Raw genomic sequence first — 20,049 nt, forward strand, 5'->3', positions numbered from 1 at the left:
CCCGAATTCGCGCCCGTCCCGGTTCCCGTTGAACCGGGGAATGAAGTTGGGCGTTGCAGCCGCCTTTGCCCTCCTCTGGGCGCCGATTGCCTCGGCACAGGAGGCTCTCAGCGCGGACGAGACGGCTGCGCTCTGCCATGGCGGCGGCTCCATCTGCGTGAGCGCGACGATCCCTGTCGCGCGCACGGCACAAACGGTTCAGAGCTGGATGAGCCCCGACGTCGGCGCCGCATGGGCAGCCGGCTATAAGGGCAAGGGCGTCACCATCACAATGGTCGACGACTTCAGCAGCACGTCGCGTTTTTCCGGCAATTTCGGGATCGGCGTGCAGACCCAGCGGCACGGCGAATGGACGCGCGAGGAAGCAAGCATGATCGCTCCCGCCGCGACCATACGCTCAAAGGATTTCTCCACCGGCACGGCCGTCTCGCTGGCGAGCGGCCGCAACGTGCTGAACCTCAGCTACGGCATGTACACCACCGCGGGCTACAGCCCGAACCAGATCTGGTGGGCTCCGGAGGAGTCCTCGATCATCTCCTACGCCACCAAGGGTTCGGCCATCGTCTCGAAGGCGGCCGGCAACGATTCCGTCGCTGTCGGCGGGGTGACGGATGGCCAGCAGGACTATCTCGACCTCGCCCTGATCGGCAAACCGACGGCGATCTTCGTCGGCGCGCTGTCGACGAACGGTACCACGGCCAACAAGGCCCAACTCGCCTGGTATTCGGACTACGCCGGCTCGAACCCGGCCGTGCAGAGCCACTTCCTGGTGGTCGGCGTTGAGGGTGACAAGACCGGTCTCTACGGAACGTCCTTCGCCGCGCCGATCATCTCAGGCTATGCAGCGATCATCGGCAGCAAGTTCACCAAGGCGACGCCGGTGCAGATCACCAATGACCTGCTCAACACCGCCCGCACCGACACGCTGGCCAATTACAACCCGTCCATTTACGGCAAGGGCGAGGCAAGCCTTTCCCGCGCGCTCGCCCCTGTGGCGATCCATTGACAGGCGCCTAAAGCACTCCAGGACAATGTGACGGTTTTCCGTCCGGAATTGCGTAAAAACAAGGAGATAGAGCGGTTCGCCGTTTCCGTGCCTTTCAGATCTCCAGCGCTTGCGCGGCGCGTCTCATGAGCGCGCCGCGTTCCAGCGTGAAGCCCGACTCGACCCATTCCTTCTCCAGATTCTTCAGCGTGGCGCCGAGCTTCGGCCCCGGCGAGGCGCCAAGCGCGGTCAGGTCGGCGCCTTTGATCGGAAACACCGGTTTTTGCCATTTCAGCGTGAAATTGAGCAGGCGTGAAAAGCCGCCGGCCTCCATCATCGCCTGATTATCCTCGACGGCGCGCGTCCGCGCGGCGGCGAGCGCCAGCCGGATGCGATCGAGATAGCCGTCGCGATCGCCGTAATAGAGTTTCTTGGCCAGTTCGGTCTCGGTCGCCTTGGCATCCGGCGCAACGGTCAGCGCCCAATGCCGCAGACGGTCGGCATCGTCGTTCGACAATCGCAGCCGCTCGCCTAGCGTCTTCATGCGCACGGCATCGGGCGGAACGATCGCCTCCAGCCTCAGCATCGGATCGGCGGCCCAGCCGAGATCTTTCCCGGCCTTGACCAGGCCATGGATGGCGTCGATGCCCCATTTCTCGCTTTCCGGCAGCACGGCGGAAAGCACGCCGGCCTGGCGCATCCAAAGCAAGGCGCGCGACGGATCTTCGGCCGACAACAGCTTCTTCAGTTCGGACCAGACCCGTTCGGCGGAAAGCTGGGCAAGCCCGTCTTTCAGCCTTGCGCAGGCCTTCAGCCCTTCCGCGTCCGGCCGTCCCTCGCCATACCAGGCAAAGAACCGGAAAAAGCGCAGGATGCGCAGATAATCCTCCCGGATGCGCGCTTCCGCGTCGCCGATGAAGCGCAGCCGCCGCGCTTCGATATCGGCGATGCCGCCGACGAGGTCGACGATCGTGCCGTCGGCTTCGGCATAGAGCGCGTTGATGGTGAAGTCGCGCCGCTCGGCGTCCGCTTCCCAGTCGCGGCCGAAGATCACTTTTGCCCGCCGCCCGTCGGTCTCGACATCGGCCCTGAGCGTCGTCACCTCATAAGGCTTGCCACCCGCGATCACTGTGACCGTGCCGTGCTCGACGCCTGTCGGCACCGTCTTGAAGCCGGCCGTCTCGGCGCGTCGGATCGTTTCCTCGGGCACGGTGGTCGCGGCGATGTCGATGTCGGCGACCGGCTGGCCGATCAACGCATTGCGCACCGCCCCGCCGGCGACGCGCGCTTCCTCGCCGCCCTGCTTCAGCGCCGCAAGAAGCTTCTGCAGATGCTTTTCAGCCAGCCAATCAGCCCTGCCCCGGAGTGACGCCTCAGCGCTCAACCATAAAGCCTTTCATAGAGCGTGCGGATGATGCCCGCGGTGACGCCCCAGATGCGCTGGCCGCCATAGGGCATCTCGTAGAAGAACCATTCGAGCTCATTCCACATGCGGCTGTCGCGCGCGTGATTGGCCGGGTCCATAAGGAAGCTCAAGGGCACCTCGAAGGCAGCGTCCACCTCGTCGGCATTGAGCGTCAGCGAAAAACCCGGCCTCACGATGGCAAGCACGGGCACGATGCGATAGCCGCTGCCCGAGACATAGTCCGGCATGCGGCCGATGATCTCGACGTGGTCGCGACCGAGGCCGATCTCCTCCAAGGTCTCGCGCAAGGCGGTGGCCTCGGGGCTCTCGTCGGTCGCGTCGATGGTGCCGCCCGGAAAAGCCACCTGGCCGGAATGGCTGCGCAGCTTCTCGGCGCGCTTGGTGAGCAGCACCATGGCGCCCTCGGCGCGGTCGATCACCGGGATCAGCACCGCCGCGTCGCGCAACGGCTTGACGCGTTCGAGCCTGGGATGGCCGGGATTGAAGCGATGATCGCCGAAATCGTCACCCGGCTGCGCCTCGGCCTGCGCCGCGACGCGCGCCCGAAAATCCGCAATTGAAAACGGCGCCGGCGTCACCTGGTCCATCACGCGCTCAGCCGCTTCAGCTTCTCGGCCGGCATGATCGGATAAACCTCGCCGCCCGAGCGGACCGAGAACATCGTCTTGCCGTCGATGTCGATCTCCTCGCCATGCTCGACCAGTTCGTACATCACCGGCCGCGCCACCAGGGCTTCCAGCCGCCCGCGCACCAGCACATAGGGCTTCAACCCGCCGGTTTCGTCCTCGTCGACGAAGCGCAGCGGATGGCCGGGCCCGGCGGCGACGACGTCGCCGACATTGGTGCGGAAGGTGATGACCTGGTCGTCCCCGCTCCCGGATACATTCATCTCGACGGCGATGAAGGGCGCGTCGGCGACGCGTATCCCGACCCGCTCGACCGGCGTCACCAGATAGGTTTTGCCGTCGGCATCCTTGCGCAGCACGCTGGAAAAAAGCTGCACCAACGGCATGCGTCCGATCGGCGTGCCGAGGTAGAACCAGGTGCCGTCGGCCTTGATCTCCATGTCGAGGTCGCCGCAGAAGTCCGGATTCCAGCGTTCGACCGGCGCCGGCCCCTTGCCGGCCCGCGCCGCGCGCGAGATCAGCGCCTCCAGGCCGCGAGCCTCGGTGGCGCTTGTCAGGCTCTGTTGGCTCAGCTTCCGCTCGCCCGGGATCTGTTCACGATGTTCGCTGCGTTCGGCCATGGTCACGAAATAGTCACTGTTCTCCCGATTGTCAGCCTTGTCCGCCCGAGTCTGTGATTTAAGTTCAATTGCAGGCGCCAGGTCAGGCCGAATCGCGGCATTCTGCGGCATCGAGAATGCAGGCCGGTATCTCCAACCACAAGGATCGAGCGGCATGAGCGTGATGATCAAGGAAAGCCCGATCAGCGAAAAAGCGATGATCGAGGAAGCCGAAAAGGCGCTGGCCGACATCTCCAGGGTCCGCGATGCGGTCGGCCGGGTGATCTTCGGTCAGGAATCCGTCGTCGAGCGCACGCTGGTGGCGCTGCTGGCCGGCGGCCATGCGCTGCTGGTCGGCGTGCCGGGCCTCGCCAAGACCAAGCTGGTGGAGACGTTGGGCATCGTGCTTGGCCTCGATTCCCGCCGTGTCCAGTTCACGCCCGACCTGATGCCGTCGGACATTCTCGGCTCCGAGGTGATGGAACAGGACGAGTTCGGCAAGCGCTCTTTCCGCTTCATTTCCGGGCCGATCTTCACGCAATTGCTGATGGCGGACGAGATCAACCGCGCCTCGCCGCGCACGCAGTCGGCGCTGCTGCAGGCGATGCAGGAATATCACGTCACCATCGCCGGCGTCCGCCACGACCTGCCCTCGCCCTTCCATGTGCTGGCCACGCAGAACCCGCTGGAGCAGGAAGGCACCTATCCGCTCCCCGAGGCCCAGCTCGACCGCTTCCTTATGCAGGTCGATATCCTCTATCCGGAAATCGAGGCGGAACGCCGCATCCTGCTCGAAACCACCGGCGTCGACGAGGCAAAGGCCGACAACGTGCTGCAGCCGGCCAGGCTCAGGGAAATACAGACGCTGATCCGCCGCATGCCGGTGCCGGAAAGCGTCGTCGAGGCGATCCTCAAATTGGTGCGTTCGGCCCGGCCGGGCCAGGGCAATGCCGAGACCGACAAGCATGTCGCCTGGGGGCCGGGCCCGCGCGCCAGTCAGGCGCTGACCCTGTGCGCCCGCGCCCGCGCCCTATATGATGGCAGGTTGGCGCCTTCGGTCGACGACGTCCGTGCCTTGGCCGAACCGGTGCTGCAGCATCGCATGGCGCTGACTTTCGCCGCCCGCGCCGAAGGCACCTCGGTGCGCGACGTGGTGGCGAAGCTGGCAAAAGGCGTCTGATGGGTCGAATAGGCGAGGTCCAGGCACCGGTTGCGACGCGCGACGCGCTCGCCCGCGGCCGGTTGCGGGCTTCACTTGTGCCGGACCTGCTGGTCGAGGCCCGCCGTATCGTCAACACCGTGATCGCCGGCTGGCATGGCCGCCGCAAGCGCGGCATCGGCGAGAATTTCTGGCAGTTCCGGCCCTATGTCGAAGGCGATTCCTCGCGCATCGACTGGCGCCGCTCGGCGCGGGACGACCATACCTATGTACGCGACCGCGAGTGGGAAGCCGCGCACACCGTCTGGCTCTGGGCCGACCCCTCGCCTTCCATGCTCTACAAATCCGCCGGTGCAAGCGTCTCCAAGGAATCGCGCGCGCTGGTGCTGGCGCTGGCCTTGGCCGAGCTTTTGTCGCGCAGCGGCGAGCGCATTGCCTGGCCGGGCCTGACCGACCCGTTCACCGCCCGCAACGGCGCCGAGCGCATCGCCGCCCAGCTCAGCCACGCCGCCGCGCTGCCCGCCAAGCCGGACCTGTCGGCCATCCGCCGCTTCTGCGATATCGTGCTCGTCAGCGATTTCCTCGATCCGGCCGAGGAAACCAAGGCCTGGCTCGACGTGCTCGCCCGCCACGGCGTGCGCGCGCATCTGATCGAGGTCGCCGACCCCGCTGAGGAAACCTTCCCCTATGCCGGCCGCACCGAGTTCACCGATCCCGAGACCGGCGACAAGCTGACCGCCGGTCGCGCCGAGATGCTGGCCGAGGAATATCGGCTGCTTTACCGTGCCCGCCGCGAGGAATTGGCCGCCTGGTGCAAGCGTCTTGGCTGGAGCTACACCGTCAACCACACCGACCGCCTCGCCTCCGAGGCGCTGGTGCGCGTCCACCTGGCGATGACCGCTGACGGCGCCAATTTCGGAAAGGCGGTCGCATGAGCTGGCTGCCGCTTTCCTTCGGGGCGCCCATGGTGCTGTGGGGCCTTCTGGCACTGCCGGTGATCTGGTGGCTGCTGCGTCTCACCCCGCCCAGGCCGCAGACCGAGGTTTTTCCGCCGCTGAGAATCCTCGCCCGGGTCCTGAGGCGCGAGGAAACCCCGCAGCAAAGCCCGTGGTGGCTGACGCTGCTTCGGTTGCTAATGGCCGCGCTCGTCGTCATGGCGCTGGCCGAGCCGGTCTTCAATCCGCGCGAAAAACTGCCGGCGGAAGGTGCCGCCCTCGCGCTTGTCATCGACAATGGCTGGGCGAGCGCCGCCGACTGGAACAAGCGCGTCGCCACTGCGGAGCGATTGATCGCCGACGCCGGCTCGAACGGCGTGCCGGTCGTCATCGCCTTCACCGCTGAGAAGCCCAATGCCGAGATCGGTCCTTTCGACGCCTCGGCCGCGCTCGACCACCTGCGCGCCGCCAAGCCGCGGCCGATCCCCACCGACAGGCCCGCCGTCTATGCCCGCGTCGCCGCCGCGCTGGAACGCCTGCCGGGCGCCAGCGTCGCGGTGCTCGCCGATGGGCTTGCCGCCAAAGGCGACGGGGCCGCTTTCAAGACGCTGCTCGAAAAGAACGCGACACGGTTGGTCTGGGCCACGTCCGACCGGCCTTCCGTGACCGGCCTGGTCGGCGCCGACAATCAGGTCGACGGTTTCGCGCTGACCGCCATCCGCGCGCCGGGCAACCCGGCTCCGGCGCAGATCACCGCGGGCGCCTTCGACGACAAGGGCCGCCGCATCGCAGATGCGACGCTGACCTTCGCTCCGGGCGAAGCCACCGCCACGGGGACGATGGCGGTTCCGTTCGAGTTGCGCAACGATTTCGCTTCGATCGCGCTCGACGGCGAGCATCACGCCGGCGCCGTGCGCGTGCTGGACGAGAGCTCGAAACGCCGCCGCGTCGGCCTTCTGTCGCAGGCCGAGGCCGACCAGGCGCAGCCGCTTCTGTCGCCGCTCTACTATATCCGCCGCGCCCTGCAGCCCTTCGCCGACCTGGTCGAGCCATCGAGCGCCGACCTTGCCGACGCGATTCCGCAGCTTCTCGACCAAAAGCCGGCGATGATCATCATGGCCGATGTCGGAACCATCCCGGCGCAGGTCAAGCAACGGCTGGTCGATTGGGTCGACAAGGGCGGCACGCTGGTGCGTTTTGCTGGTCCCCGCCTTGCCGCCGCCGGCAATGACGACGACCTTTTGCCGGTCAGGCTACGCAGCGGCGAGCGGGCGCTTGGCGGCGCGCTGTCCTGGACGACGCCGCAGGCTGTGACCGAATTCCCGAAGACCGGTCCCTTCGCCGATCTTGCACCGCCTTCCGAGGTCACGGTGAGCCGGCAGGTTCTGGCCGAGCCGACACCCGACATCGTCGAACGCACCTGGGCCACGCTTGCTGACGGCACGCCGCTTGTGACGGGCATGAAGAAGGACAAGGGCACGCTGGTGCTCTTCCATGTCACGCCCGAGGCGACCTGGTCGAACCTACCGATCTCCGGCAGCTTCGTCGAAATGCTGCGGCGCATCGTGCAGCTGTCGCGCAACCAGGGCGCGGCAATCGCCAATGCCGAGGCCACCGCCGCGTCGCTCGCGCCGTACCGCATGATCGACGCCAACGGCATGCTGACGCCGCCCTCGCCGGATGCCCGGCCGCTGGTGCCCGGCGCCGGCCCGCTGCCGGTGACACTGGAAAATCCGCCCGGTCTCTACGGTTCCGAAACGGGCGTCTTCGCGCATAATCTGCTCGATGCGTCGAGCACATTCGCACCGCTGGTTCGTCCGCAGGTTTCGCTGCCGGTGACGGCCATCCCCTATGCCTTTGACGAATCGCAGAATCTCAAGGGGCCGCTGGTCGCCGTCGCGCTGCTGTTGATGGCGCTCGACAGTTTGGCCGTGTTCTGGATGGGCGGCCTGCTGGCGCGCCGGCCACGCCGCGCAGGCACGGCGGCGACAGCCGCAGCCGTTCTGGCCGTGCTGGGCGGCCTCTTCGGCCATGCCGATCCTGCTCGCGCCGACGATTCGAAGCCCGGCGACACCCAGGCGATCGAGGATATTTCGAAAACCCGCATCGCCTATGTCATCACCGGCGAGCCGGGCGTCGATTCGATCAGCCGCGCCGGCCTCGAGGGCCTCACGCGTTTCCTGATCGAGAAGACGGCGCTCGAGCCCGGTCCGCCGGCCGGCGTCGATATCGCCAAGGACGAACTGTCCTTCTTCCCGCTGATCTACTGGCCGATCGATGCGACGGCGCCGATGCCCAGCCAAGCGGCGATCGCCCGCATCGATGCCTACATGCAGCAGGGCGGCACGGTTCTGTTCGACACGCGCGACCAGTTCTCGAACGGCATCGGCGCCGGCTCGGCAAGCCCTGCGACCGAGCGGCTGCGCGACATATTGGGGAATCTCAACGTGCCGCCGCTGGAGCCGGTGCCCTCGGACCACGTGCTGACCAAATCCTTCTTCATCCTTCCGGAATTCCCCGGCCGCTTCAACGGCAGCCCGCTCTGGGTCGAGGCTTCACTCGACGCCAGCAATACCGAGAACCGCCCCGTGCGCACCGGCGACGGCGTCTCGCCGATCATGATCACCGCCAATGATTTCGCCGGTGCCTGGGCGATCGACGAGAACGGCGATCCGATGCTGCCGACGGTGCCGCCGGATCCGATGCAGCGCGTCTACGCGCTGCGCGCCGGCGTCAACATCATGATGTACATGCTGACCGGCAACTACAAATCCGACCAGGTGCATGTGCCGGTGCTGCTCGAACGGCTGGGGCAGTAGGTCATGAACTGGTCGATCTCCTTCGAACCGCTGGTCTCCTGGCCGCTCTTCGGGCTGCTCTTCGTGCCGTTGCTCCTGCTGGCGCTGGTCGGCCTGTGGTTCCGCCAGCGCGGCTCGGCATTGCGCTTCATCGCGCTGCTCGCGCTTGCCGCGGCTTTGCTCAATCCCGTTTTCCTCGCCGAGGAGCGCGATGCGCTGAAGAGCGTCGTTGCCCTGATCGTCGACCGCAGCCAGAGCCAGGACATCGGCGACCGCGCCAAGCAGACCGACGAGGCGCTGGCCGGCCTTGAGCAGCGTCTTGCCCGCTTCAAGCAGTTCGACGTCCGCGTCGTCGAGGCCGGCAAGTCCGACGCCGCGGACGACCGTACCGAAACCAGACTGTTCAGCGCGCTTGAGGGCGCCTTCCGCGACGTGCCGCCGTCGCGCATCGGTGGCGCCGTCATGATCACCGACGGCGAGGTGCATGACGCGCCTGCCGGCGCGCCGGAGTTCAACGCGCCGCTGCACGCGCTGATCACCGGCAATGAGCACGAGAAGGACCGCCGTATCCGCTTCGAGAACGCACCGCGCTTCGGTCTCGTCGGCAAGCCGCTCGACATGACCTACCGTGTCATTTCGACAGAAGGCGACGGCGCGCCGGTGGACGTGCGCGTCTCTGTCAATGGCGAACAGGTCTCGGTCGAGCATGCGACCGTCGGCCAGCCGATGAAGCTCTCGGTCACGATACCCAATGCCGGCCGCAACATCGTCCAGCTCGGCATCGACCGGGAGCCCGGCGAACTGACCGACGCCAACAACCGGGCGATCGCCCTGGTGGACGGCATCCGCGAGAACCTGCGCGTGCTCCTGGTCTCCGGCGAGCCGCATGCCGGCGAACGCACCTGGCGCAATCTTTTGAAGTCGGACGCTTCGGTCGATCTCGTCCACTTCACCATCCTGCGCCCGCCGGAAAAGCAGGACGGCACGCCGATCAACGAATTGTCGCTGATCGCTTTCCCGACGCGCGAGCTGTTCGTCGAGAAGATCAAGGATTTCGACCTGATCATCTTCGATCGCTACCAGCACCGCGACGTGCTGCCGATCCTCTATTACGACTACATCTCCGAATATGTCGAAAAGGGCGGCGCGCTGCTGATTGCCGCCGGCCCCGAATATGCCGGCGAAAACTCCATTGCCCGCACGCCGCTGAACGCCGCGCTGCCGGCCTTGCCGACCGGCGAAGTGGTGGACAAGGCCTTCTATCCGCGCCTGACCGATCTTGGCCAGCGCCACCCCGTGACGCGCGGGCTCGACGGCTCGGCGAGCGAGCCGCCGCATTGGAGCCGCTGGTTCCGCACCATCGGCGTCAAGAACCCGGAAGGCGAAGTGGTGATGAAGGGCGCCGACAACCGGCCCCTGCTCCTGCTCGACCGCAAGGGCGAAGGCCGTGTCGGCATGCTGCTCTCCGACCAGGGCTGGCTGTGGGCGCGCGGCTTCGAAGGCGGCGGCCCACATGTCCAGCTCTACCGGCGCATCGCGCATTGGCTGATGAAGGAGCCGGAACTGGAGGAGGAACGGCTGACCGCCGACGGCCGCGGCATGGTGCTCGAAATCCGCCGCCAGACGATGAGCGACGAACCGGGTCCCGCTCAGGTCATCACCCCCTCCGGCAAGACCGTGACCGTGAAGCTCGATAAAGCCGAGCCCGGCATCTTCACCGGCAGCCTGCGGGCCAGCGAGATCGGCCTTTACCAGATCGGCAATGGCGATCTCACGGCGCTTGCCCATGTCGGCCCGATCAACGCGCCGGAATTCCAGGACGTGGTCTCGACCGAAAACCGGCTCAAGGCGCCCGCTGAAGCGACCGGCGGCAGCGTGCGGCGGCTGGCGCCGTCATCGACGCTCGCCAATCTCGCCGGCGGCGTGGCCCTGCCGTCGATCGTGCCGGTCCGCTCTTCGGCGGCCGCCTCGGGCGACGATTGGATAGGCTTGCGCACGACCGACGACAGCACGCTCAAGGCGGTTTCACGCGTGCCGCTGTTCGGCGGCTTCCTCGGCCTCGGCCTCTTGCTGCTCGCCATCGGCTCGATGTGGTATCGCGAGGGACGGTGAGTTTTTACCTCTTCCCTTGTGGGAGAGGTCGGATTGCCCCGATTTGTCCTTCACAAATCGGCTGGCAATCCGGGTGAGGGATAAGCTTGGCGCCGGAGCACCCCTCGTCCGTCTCGGCGCTGCGCGCCGATCCACCTTTCCCACAGAGGAGGAGAAGGAAAGCGCCCGCCCCTACTCTTCCGGCTCGGTCGTGAACAGCAGCGGATAGCCCTTGGCCTTGCCGGCATCGGTCGCGCGCGCCGCCTTGGTCTCGGCGACGTCGCGCGTGAACACGGCGACTACGCACACGCCGCGCGTATGCGCGGTGATCATGACGCGGTGCGCCTGATCCTCGCTGAGCTTGAACTCGCCCTTGAGCACCGTCACCACGAATTCGCGCGGCGTGAAATCGTCGTTGACGAGGATGACCTTGTAGAGCTTCGGCCGCTCGGTCTTCGGCTGAGTCTTGGTGCGGGGCTTGAGGACGGTTTCAGGCATCGGAATCCACCAGTGATGAACTGGGTTTTCGTTTCACTCGTCACGCAGGAACGCGCACGTCCATTTGCCCCGCGCGACGGCAACGGAGCCGAGGTGATGAAAACCATATGTGGGGAAGCGTCGCCTGCCGGTCAACGCCCCTGCCGCCCGGCCGTGCGCGACCTGCCGGGGCCACCCGGTCCGCGCTCAAGGAGCGCGAAGAGCATCCAGGCGACAAAGCCGATCATCGTCGCGCCGGTCAGCACGAGCAGAATCCACGACTGCGCCGGCGTGATGTAGTCGAAGCTTGAAGAGATCAGCGGCGCGAACAGCTCGGGCTCGGTCCTGCCGCTGGCGGGATCCGGCACGGGGCTTGCGGTAAAGATGATCAGCGATCGCGCGGCCGCGGTGGCGATCAGGCCGCCGAGTGCCAGCGAACGCATCAGGGACGAAAGCCGCTTCTTCATGCGGATTGTCCTACAGCACCGGCATTGCGATCAGGTTAAGGGTCGCGCTAGGCGCGGCGGAAACTGCCGGCTGAGAGGGCTTCCGTCACGCGTAAGCCGCTCCGACCGAGATGGCCGGAACGGCTTTGCAAGATGATGCCGAAGCCTGGATCAGGTCTTCGGAGCGTCCTTCTTGTCGGTCTTCTTGACGACCTTCTTGGCAGCCTTCTTGTGCTTCTTGGCGGCCTTCTTGACGACTTTCTTCGCCGGCTTGGCGGTGCTGTCGGCCGGAGCGGTCGTGGTGGTCGCGGTCGAAGCAGCCGGAGCGGTGGTCGTCGTCTGGGCGTTGCCGAGAGCCGGCATCGCGAAGGCGAGAGCAACACCGAGGCCGAGGGCGGAGAGGATGGACTTCTTCATGGCTTCATTTCCTTTTTTTTGCAGGTCTGGATGAGCGTCACTGGTCGGGATCGACCGGCGTCACTCCAAGCAGCTTCAAAGCGTTTGCGAGCATCCGGATTCCCTGTGCCTGTTTCTTGTTGGCGCAGAACCGGTTTCCCTTTCTTTGCAGTGCTTTCGCCGCGGTGACCTGCGTTGCCGCGGCATGGGTTTCGAGGGCTTCGTCAACCTGACGGCTCAGATTGGTGCAGCGCTCGGTCCGGGTTAGCGGGGCTACCTTTGCGGTGGAGGCGCCGGCCGCGGCTGTGATGAGCGATATGCTGAGCAAAGCACCCATCACGCTGATCCAGAACCTCTGCATTGGTCTTGCCCGTTACTCCGAAACTTGCGTCGCAGCCGATGACCTGACCGCCACGGCACCGGTTATGACCTTGAAATTTTTCACCAGTTTTTCCCGACTGTAGAATTTTGTTTCTGGATTGTTTCTGGGAAACCCGGCCGGCGCGGCGATCGCGGCCACTGGCCAAGATGTGGCCCGAATTCTATCGTGTGGGTGTTTCGCGAAGGGATGTCCGGCAAATAGAATGATAGGTTTCGAGTGAAATCCGATGCGCACATACTGATCGTCGACGACGACAAGGGCATACGCGACCTGTTGCAGGAATTCTTCCAGAAGCGCGGCCTGCACACGACGGTGGCCGGCGACGGCACCGAGATGGAAGCGATCCTGCGCCGCACGCCGGTGGACCTGATCGTTCTCGACGTGATGCTGCCCGGCAAAAGCGGCCTCGAGCTTTGCCGCGAGATCCGCGCCAATTACACCACGCCGATCATCATGCTGACCGCGGTAACCGAAACGACCGATCGCGTGGTGGGCCTGGAAATGGGCGCCGACGACTACGTGCCCAAGCCCTTCGATCCGCGCGAGCTTCTGGCCCGCATCCGCGCGGTGCTCAGACGCAACGGCAGCGCCGAGCCGCGCCGTCCCGCCGCCAAGCAGGTCTACCGCTTCGCCGGCTGGACGATGGATTGCGCGCGGCGCCGCCTGACGGCGCCCGACGACGTCCGGGTGGAGCTGACGATGGCCGAGTTCAACCTGCTGCAGACCTTCGTCAAGAGCGCGCAGCGCGTGCTTACCCGCGAGCAGCTGATCGAGCTTTCCGGCGGCGACACCGGCTACAGCTTCGACCGCAGCGTCGACATCCTGGTGAGCCGTCTGCGCCGCAAGATGGAAGACGACCCGAAGACGCCGAAATTGATCCTGACCGTGCGCAGCGGCGGCTATCAGTTCCTGCCCGAGACCACGTCCGAATGAGACGCTTCCTGCCGCAGACCCTGCCAGTCTGGGTGCTGCTCATCGTCATTGCCGGCCTCATGATCAGCCAGGTGGCGACGCTTTACATCGTGGCGCGCGACCGGGCCGCCGCCAACGATATCGTCGACCTCTACCGGTTGAACGACCGCGCATACTCGCTGGTGCAGCTGATGCACGACGCCACGCCCGAAGAGCGCAAGGCGACCGCGTCGGGCCTGTTCAACTCGACCTATGCGCTGACGGTTTCGGACACGCCCGCCGTCACCTCTTCGATCGCCGGCGACGATGAACTGGCGGAGCTGGAGGACATCCTGGTCGGCCGCTTGTCGAAATTCGGCGTCACCGACGCGCGCGTGCGGCGCGATCCGGCCACGCAGGAATCGGATGTACCTGACGGCGAGGCGATGAACAAAGATGTTGGCCAGGTCGAGCGCGACCTGCTGGTGCTGGGCGCGGATTTCGCCCAGAGCGACAAGCTGACCGCATCGTTGCGCTTTTCCGATGGGCAGTGGCTGAATTTCACCGAGCCGATCACGCCTCCGGGGCCGATCCTCAGCCCCGACAGCCTGCCGCTCTACTCGCTGATCGCCGGTTTGATCGTGGTGATGTCGATCTGGTCGCTGCGCCGCCTGACCGCGCCCTACCGCATGATGGAAACCGCGGTGAAGCGCATCGGAAATGATCTCAAGAGCCCGCCGATCGCAGAGAGCGGCAGCCGCGAGATCCGCGCCGCGGCGAAGGCGATCAACGCCATGCAGATGCGATTGCGCGATTATGTCGAGGATCGCGAACACCTCGCGGCGGCGCTGGCGCACGACCTGCGCACGCCGCTGACCCGCATGCGCCTGCGCCTCGAACTGCTGCGCAGATCGCCGGCGCGCGAAGCGCTCGCGCATGACCTTGCCGACATCGAAAGCATCGCCAGCTCCGTCATCGACTTCGCCAAGTTCGAGGTGACCGAGGAAAAGGCCGAGCGGATCGATTTCTGGTCGTTGGTGGAATCGGTGGCGGACTCCTTCGACGGCGCGTGCTTCGATGAGGACGTGGTCCCTTCGCGCGGCCTGATCTGCATCGCGCGGCCGGTGGCGCTGCGCCGCTGCGTCACCAATCTCATCCAGAACGCGGTGACCTACGGCAAGAAGGCGCATCTCGGCGTGCGGCGATCGGGCGACACGATCACGCTGTCGATCCGTGACGAAGGTCCCGGCATCCCGCAGGAGCAGTTGGATGCGGTGTTCGGCTCCTTCGTGCGGCTTGAGGGTTCGCGCAACCGCACCACCGGCGGCCTCGGCCTCGGCCTCACCATCGCCCGCAACATCGCGCGCGGCGCCGGCGGCGAGGTCAACCTTTCGAACTACCCCGGCGGGGGCCTCTTGACGGAGTTGAGGCTGCCGGTGGCAGCTTGAGTCAGCAGCCGGTTGTCCCGCCGTATTGCGCCACTGGATCGGCCGCCTCTTCCTTGTGATAGTGCGGCCCGCTTGGTCACGAGGGAAATCCATCCATGTTCTACGCCGTCCTTGCCTATCACGTGGAAGACACCGTGCAGTCCTGGACGCCCGACGAGGATGCGGCACTGATGAAAGACCTGCTCGAGGTCAACGACAGGCTTACCCGCGAGGGCAAGCTCGGGCCGGCGGCCCGGCTTGACGCGACGGCCAAGGCCGTGACGCTGCGCGGCCCGGGCGACGGCATGATCATCGACGGTCCCTTCGCCGAGACCAAGGAACAGTTGCTCGGCCTCTATGTCCTCGACTGCGCGAACCAGGACGAAGCGATCGCCGCCGCGCGCGATCTCAAGCGTGTCAATCCAACCGCCGTCTACGAAATCCGGCCGATCATGCTCTATTTGCCGGGCGCCGCGCTGCAGGCCGGTTGATATACACTAGGCCCGCGTCTCAGGTTGGTGTCGCGACAGCCGCGATTTCCCGTCCCAGCCGAAGCATCTCGCGCATCAGCAGGTCGAGATCGTCGCGTCGCGTGCGGTGATTGGCGATCGCCACCCTGAGGCAGTGCCGGCCGTGCACAGTCGTGTCGGACAGAGCCGCGATGCCCTCTTCCTGGAGTCTCAGCATAATCTCGGTGTTGAAGGTCTTGAGCCGCTCTTCGGACGCGCCGGCCAACCGGTGGCGGAAGCTGACGATGTTGATGGTGGTCGGCGCCATCAGTTCGAGCGCCGGCTCCGCCTCGATCAATCGGGTAAGGTAGCGGGCCTGGGCGATGTTCTGGTCGATCAGCCGGCCGAACTTATCGACGCCATGCTCCTTCAGCGCCATCCAGATCTTCAGCGCCCGGAAACCACGCGACGTCTGTAGCCCGTAGTCGTGCAACCACGCCCCGGAGGCAAGGCCGCGCGGCGTCGATTCCAGATATTCCGGCGTGACTGCAAAGGTGTTGCGGTGCTGGGATGCGTCCCGCACCAGCGCGCAGCCTGCCTCGAACGGCGCGTGCAGCCATTTATGCGGATCGAGCGCGATCGAATCCGCCTGCTCGATGCCGGCGACGAGCGATCGGTTTTGAGGCGCGATCGCGATCAGCGCGCCGATACAGCCGTCGACGTGGAACCAGAGGTCTTCTTCGGCCGCCACCGTCGCCAGCGCCTGAAGGTCGTCGACGGCGCCGGTGTTGACCGTGCCGGCGGTGCCGATCACGCAGGCCGGCTCGAAACCCGCCTCGCGGTCCTCCGCGATCGCCGCCTTGAGCGCGGCGATATCGATGCGCAACCCTGCGTCGGTCGGGATCCGCCGCAGAGCCCGGTTGCCGAGGCCCAGCGCCTCCATCGCCTTGCGGTGGCAGGAATGGACCTGGTCCGAGGCGTAGTAGCGCAGGGGTTTCGGCACTGCCCCGACGCCGCGCTCGCGCACGTCGACGCCCGCCTTGACGTTGCGCGCCACGGTCAGGCCGATGATGTTGGCCATCGAGCCGCCACTGACCAGTGTGCCGCCGGCCGTGGCCGGGAAACCCACCGTCTCCTTCATCCAGTTGACGACCTGGCTGTCCATCAAGCCTGCGGCATGGTTGCCGCCGCCGAGATTGGAACCCTGGATCGCCGCCAGGAAATCGCCGAGCGCGCCGGTGAAGTTGCTGGCTCCCATATACCAGGCCCAGAAGCGCGGATGCACGTTGCCCATCGGGTAAGGCATGACGTTGCGGGCGACATCGTCATAGACATCGGCCATCGGCGCCGGCGATCGCGGCAACGGCGCCGAGAAGAATGAGCTCACCTCGGCTGGCATCTCACGCCAGACCGGGCGCTTGCGGACATCCTTGAGATAGGTGATGGCGTCGTCGAGGATCCGGTGCGAGAGCGCCCCAGCATCGGTCCAGTCCGGCGGATCGAGCGTTTCGTCCGCGGTCGCCGCTTCCTGAAAGCCGTCCATCGGTATCTCCCGCCGGCGTGTGGGTGATCATGTGCCACAATGGCGACGCCGCCGTTCATGGCGGCGTCGCGGTATCCGTTTTCAGCCGTCGAACTGGCAGCTGGGCGTCGAGCGCGACAGCGCCGTCTCCTCGGCGTCCATCTCCGCCTCGATGCCGTCGAAGAGCGGCGTCGACATGTAGCGCTCGCCGGTATCGGGCAGCATGCACAGGATCACCGAACCGGCCGGAGCCTTGCCCGCGATCTGGCGTGCCACGGCGAAGGTGGCGCCGCCGGAGATGCCGGTGAAGATGCCTTCCTGCTGCGCCAGCGCCTTCGCCCATTTCATGCCTTCGGGACCAGGGATCGGCACCACCTCGTCATAGTAGCGCTGGTCGATCGCTTCCTGCAGCACATTGGGGATGAAATCCGGCGTCCAGCCTTGGATCGGATGCGGCTCGAAAGCCGGATGGCTGGCGGCCGGCGCGCCGCCGGCGCCGCGCTCCTGGGCCTTGCCGCTGCCGATCAGTTGCGCGTTCGCCGGCTCGGCAAGCACGATCTTCACCTCCGGCCGCTCGCGGCGCAGCACCCGGCCGACGCCGGCGACCGTGCCGCCGGTACCGTAGCCGGTGACAAGCACGTCCAGCCTGGAACCGGCAAAGTCGTTGATGATCTCGCGCGCCGTCGTCGCCTCGTGGATGGCGGCATTGGCTTCCGTTTCGAATTGGCGCGCCAGGAACCAGCCATTGGCCTCGGCCAGTTCGACCGCTTTCTTATACATACCGAAGCCCTTCTGGGCGCGCGGCGTCAGCACCACCTTGGCGCCGAGCATGCGCATCAGCTTGCGGCGCTCGACGGAGAAGCTGTCGGCCATCGTCACCACCAACGGATAACCTTTCTGCGCGCAGACCATGGCGAGGCCGATGCCGGTGTTGCCGCTCGTCGCCTCGATCACCGTCTGGCCAGGCTTGAGCTTACCGCTTCGCTCGCCCTCCTCGATGATGTTGAGGGCCAGCCGGTCCTTCACCGAGGCCGCCGGATTGAAGAATTCGGCCTTTACATAGATCGTCGCGTGACCCGGCCCGAGATTGTTGATGCGGATGACCGGCGTGTCGCCGACCGTGTCGAGAATGCTGTCGAATAGCCGGCCGCGCCCGGCCGTAGTCCTGATTTTCAACTGATGCAACATGCTGCTTTCTCCTCGATGTCCTCACGTGCCGGTTACAGACCGGCAGTTTTGGCGGCGCGGTTTCGACACCTGGCCGCGATAGGGTTTGGTCGACCTGCCGCCTACGCGGCAACGGCGGCATTCCGGCACGGAATGGGGCTGCCGGCTGCCTCCTGTCGTCTTTGGTGATAGAATATGGACCAACTGGTGAGCGTTGGAGAAAGCGTGGAAACATACGTGGAATCCGCTCGACCGTGCATGGAGGGCAGCTCAGGCAGCCTTTCCGTGCGGTTGCTCGGGAAGCTGACGATCGCCCGTGACGGTGTGCCCGTCAGGCTCCCTTCCTCGCGCAAGCTGCGCGCGCTGCTCGCCTATCTGGCGCTGGCGCCCCACCCTGTCAGCCGAAGCCGTCTTTGCGAACTTCTTTGGGACGTGCCCAACGATCCGCGCGGCGAGTTGCGCTGGTGTCTGAGCAAGCTGCGTGCCGCGCTGGACGAACCGGGCTTGCGCCGGGTCGAGACGGAAGGCGACACCGTGGCGCTTCGCCTCGGCGGAGCGAGCGTCGATGCCGTGGAGGCCGCCGCGGCGGTGGCGAACGGGATCGAGACGCTTCGCCTCGACCGTCTGCGGGCGCTTGCGCAACTGTTCGCCGGCGATTTTCTCGACGGGCTCGAGCTCGATCGCAGCCCGCATTTCGGCAGCTGGCTGACGGCGCAGCGCCGCCGCTTCAGCGCCTGCCATGTCGCGGTTCTGGAGCACATCATCAGCCTTGTTCCACAGGGAGCCGATGAGGCCGGCGCCTATATCGACAAATGGCTGGAGCTTGCGCCCTTCGACGGCCGTGCCCATGTGGCGCTGCTGGAAAACCTGGCCCGGCGCGGACAAATCGGCGCCGGCGAGGAGCACCTTGCCACCGCGGCGGAGCTGTTTCACTCTGAAGAGCTGGATTTCACGCCGTTGCGTGAGGCGTGGCAGGAGATAAAAGCCCGCAATGCCAGCGCAACGCCATGCGCCCGATCAGGACCGGCTTTCCCGTCCCCGGACCTGCCGGTCGCCGAGATCGAAACCGAACCGGCGGCGACGCGCCGGGCGTCGCTCGCGGTGATGCCGTTTGCGGAGAGCGCCGGTACCGGCGGCTTCCGTGGCGGGCTGGCCGACGGCCTCACGCATGACATCATCACGCGGCTTGCCAAGCTTCGCGATTTCTTCGTCATCGCCCGTGGCTCGGTCTTTGCGCTCGCCGAGAAGAACATAGCGCCGGAAGACGCCGGGCGCAGGCTGAATGTCGACTATGTCGCGACAGGCGCGGTGCGCAGCCTGCCGGGTCGGTTCGTCATCTCGGTCGAGCTTGTCGAGGTTCGCACGGCAAGGGTCGTCTGGGCCGAGACCTTCGAGCACAAGCCCGACGACATCTTCATCGTCAGCGAGAATATCGGCAACAGCATCGTCTCTTCCATCGCCGCCGAGATCGCGACGGTGGAGCGCAACCGCGCATTGCTGAAAGCGCCAAACTCGCTCAATGCCTGGGAGGCCTATCATCGCGGCCTCTGGCACATGTATCGCTTCACCCGCCAGGAAAACGAGCTGGCGCAGCATTTCTTCGGCGAGGCGCTGAAGCTGGACCCCACTTTCGCGCGCGCCCATGCCGGCATGTCGTTCACCCACTGGCAGAACGCTTTCCAGCGCTGGGGCGACCGCGACCGCGAGACCGCGCTGGCTTTCGAAAGCGCCGGCCAGAGCCTCTTGGTCGACGACCGCAACCCTGCCGCCCACTGGGCGATGGGCCGCGCGCTATGGCTGCGCGGCGAGCAGGACGGCGCGCTGCTGGAACTCGCAAATGCTGTCGATCTCAGCCCCAATTTCGCGCTCGGCCATTACGCGCTGTCCTTCGTCCATTCGCAGTCGGGCGATCCGCGATCGGCGATCGGCTCATCCGACCATTCGCGCCATCTCAGCCCCTTCGATCCGTTGCTGTTCGGCATGATGGGCGCGCGCGCCATGGCGCATGCGCGGCTCGGCGAATTCGACGCGGCGGCCGAATGGGCGCTCAAGGCGGCCGCAAGACCGAACGCCCACGTCATCATCCTGGCGATCGCCGCCCATTGCCTGGCGCTGGCTGGCCGGCAGGACGAGGCGCGCAGCTTCGCCGCCAGGATCCGTAACACGTGGCCTGATTATCGCGCCGACGATTTCATCGCCACCTTCCGCTTCGACCGGGACGGGGAAGCCTTGTTCCGCAACGGCGCCAAGCTGATCGGACTGAATTGAGCCAT

The 20,049-nt window shown here is 66.0% G+C and carries 18 protein-coding genes; 9 read left to right on the top strand and 9 right to left on the bottom strand.

The window, feature by feature from the left end:
• The first annotated feature begins 40 nt into the window (after window positions 1-40).
• Window positions 41-1,006, top strand: a complete 966-nt coding sequence (locus MJ8_RS25535) for a S8/S53 family peptidase (protein ID WP_225248044.1) — start codon at window positions 41-43, stop codon at window positions 1,004-1,006.
• 94 nt (window positions 1,007-1,100) lie between these two features.
• Here MJ8_RS25535 and MJ8_RS25540 read toward each other — a convergent pair whose 3' ends face one another.
• From MJ8_RS25540 to MJ8_RS25550, 3 genes are read right to left on the bottom strand one after another with little or no spacing between them, the layout of a single operon-like run.
• Window positions 1,101-2,369, bottom strand: coding sequence for a CCA tRNA nucleotidyltransferase (locus tag MJ8_RS25540; protein ID WP_201411415.1), 1,269 nt, complete (start codon window positions 2,367-2,369; stop codon window positions 1,101-1,103).
• Complete coding sequence (locus MJ8_RS25545) at window positions 2,366-2,998, bottom strand: CoA pyrophosphatase (protein ID WP_201411416.1); 633 nt, start codon at window positions 2,996-2,998, stop codon at window positions 2,366-2,368. The genes MJ8_RS25540 and MJ8_RS25545 overlap by 4 nt, the downstream gene beginning before the upstream one ends.
• A complete protein-coding gene (locus tag MJ8_RS25550; RefSeq protein WP_201415586.1) occupies window positions 2,998-3,657 on the bottom strand; it encodes a DUF1285 domain-containing protein in 660 nt (219 codons plus the stop codon). Before MJ8_RS25550 ends, MJ8_RS25545 begins: the two co-directional genes overlap by 1 nt.
• Window positions 3,658-3,811: 154 nt before the next feature.
• Between MJ8_RS25550 and MJ8_RS25555 the strand changes: the two genes are divergently transcribed.
• From MJ8_RS25555 to MJ8_RS25570, 4 genes are read left to right on the top strand one after another with little or no spacing between them, the layout of a single operon-like run.
• Entirely contained in the window at window positions 3,812-4,816 is a 1,005-nt protein-coding gene (locus tag MJ8_RS25555) for an AAA family ATPase (RefSeq protein WP_201411417.1), read from the top strand.
• The gene (locus MJ8_RS25560; protein WP_201411418.1) at window positions 4,816-5,730 is read left to right on the top strand and encodes a DUF58 domain-containing protein; all 915 of its coding nucleotides are present in this window, start codon (window positions 4,816-4,818) and stop codon (window positions 5,728-5,730) included. The genes MJ8_RS25555 and MJ8_RS25560 overlap by 1 nt, the downstream gene beginning before the upstream one ends.
• The gene (locus MJ8_RS25565; RefSeq protein ID WP_201411419.1) at window positions 5,727-8,549 is read left to right on the top strand and encodes a DUF4159 domain-containing protein; all 2,823 of its coding nucleotides are present in this window, start codon (window positions 5,727-5,729) and stop codon (window positions 8,547-8,549) included. The genes MJ8_RS25560 and MJ8_RS25565 overlap by 4 nt, the downstream gene beginning before the upstream one ends.
• A gap of 3 nt (window positions 8,550-8,552) precedes the next feature.
• The gene (locus MJ8_RS25570) at window positions 8,553-10,640 is read left to right on the top strand and encodes a hypothetical protein (RefSeq protein WP_201411420.1); all 2,088 of its coding nucleotides are present in this window, start codon (window positions 8,553-8,555) and stop codon (window positions 10,638-10,640) included.
• A 171-nt stretch (window positions 10,641-10,811) separates the two neighbouring features.
• On the opposite strand, the gene clpS is transcribed toward MJ8_RS25570, so the two are convergent.
• From clpS to MJ8_RS25590, 4 genes are all read right to left on the bottom strand, one after another.
• Window positions 10,812-11,117 (bottom strand): ATP-dependent Clp protease adapter ClpS, encoded by a 306-nt coding sequence (gene clpS / locus MJ8_RS25575; protein ID WP_040989718.1) that lies wholly within the window; start codon window positions 11,115-11,117, stop codon window positions 10,812-10,814.
• 131 nt (window positions 11,118-11,248) lie between these two features.
• Window positions 11,249-11,563 (bottom strand): hypothetical protein, encoded by a 315-nt coding sequence (locus tag MJ8_RS25580; protein ID WP_201411421.1) that lies wholly within the window; start codon window positions 11,561-11,563, stop codon window positions 11,249-11,251.
• Between the two features lie 150 nt (window positions 11,564-11,713).
• Window positions 11,714-11,959: a hypothetical protein gene (locus MJ8_RS25585; RefSeq protein ID WP_201411422.1), complete on the bottom strand. Its 246-nt coding sequence runs from the start codon at window positions 11,957-11,959 to the stop codon at window positions 11,714-11,716.
• Between the two features lie 37 nt (window positions 11,960-11,996).
• Complete coding sequence (locus MJ8_RS25590; protein ID WP_201411423.1) at window positions 11,997-12,299, bottom strand: hypothetical protein; 303 nt, start codon at window positions 12,297-12,299, stop codon at window positions 11,997-11,999.
• Between the two features lie 237 nt (window positions 12,300-12,536).
• Between MJ8_RS25590 and MJ8_RS25595 the strand changes: the two genes are divergently transcribed.
• From MJ8_RS25595 to MJ8_RS25605, 3 genes are all read left to right on the top strand, one after another.
• A complete protein-coding gene (locus tag MJ8_RS25595) occupies window positions 12,537-13,253 on the top strand; it encodes a response regulator (protein WP_201411424.1) in 717 nt (238 codons plus the stop codon).
• On the top strand, window positions 13,250-14,659 hold the full coding sequence (locus MJ8_RS25600) for an ATP-binding protein (RefSeq protein ID WP_201411425.1): 1,410 nt from the start codon (window positions 13,250-13,252) through the stop codon (window positions 14,657-14,659). The genes MJ8_RS25595 and MJ8_RS25600 overlap by 4 nt, the downstream gene beginning before the upstream one ends.
• Window positions 14,660-14,754: 95 nt before the next feature.
• The gene (locus MJ8_RS25605) at window positions 14,755-15,129 is read left to right on the top strand and encodes a YciI family protein (protein ID WP_201411426.1); all 375 of its coding nucleotides are present in this window, start codon (window positions 14,755-14,757) and stop codon (window positions 15,127-15,129) included.
• Between the two features lie 19 nt (window positions 15,130-15,148).
• Here MJ8_RS25605 and MJ8_RS25610 read toward each other — a convergent pair whose 3' ends face one another.
• Both MJ8_RS25610 and MJ8_RS25615 read right to left on the bottom strand, forming a co-directional pair.
• Window positions 15,149-16,630 carry a pyridoxal phosphate-dependent decarboxylase family protein gene (locus MJ8_RS25610; protein ID WP_201411427.1) on the bottom strand — a complete coding sequence of 494 codons (1,482 nt, stop codon included), beginning with the start codon at window positions 16,628-16,630 and terminating at the stop codon, window positions 15,149-15,151.
• Window positions 16,631-16,711: 81 nt separating this feature from the next.
• Entirely contained in the window at window positions 16,712-17,797 is a 1,086-nt protein-coding gene (locus MJ8_RS25615) for a PLP-dependent cysteine synthase family protein (protein WP_201411428.1), read from the bottom strand.
• 237 nt (window positions 17,798-18,034) lie between these two features.
• Here MJ8_RS25615 and MJ8_RS25620 point away from each other — a divergent pair, with 237 nt between their 5' ends.
• Window positions 18,035-20,044 carry a transcriptional regulator gene (locus MJ8_RS25620; RefSeq protein ID WP_201415587.1) on the top strand — a complete coding sequence of 670 codons (2,010 nt, stop codon included), beginning with the start codon at window positions 18,035-18,037 and terminating at the stop codon, window positions 20,042-20,044.
• Window positions 20,045-20,049 lie beyond the last annotated feature (5 nt).

The sequence above is a fragment of the Mesorhizobium sp. J8 genome (genome assembly GCF_016591715.1).
Lineage (GTDB): Bacteria > Pseudomonadota > Alphaproteobacteria > Rhizobiales > Rhizobiaceae > Mesorhizobium.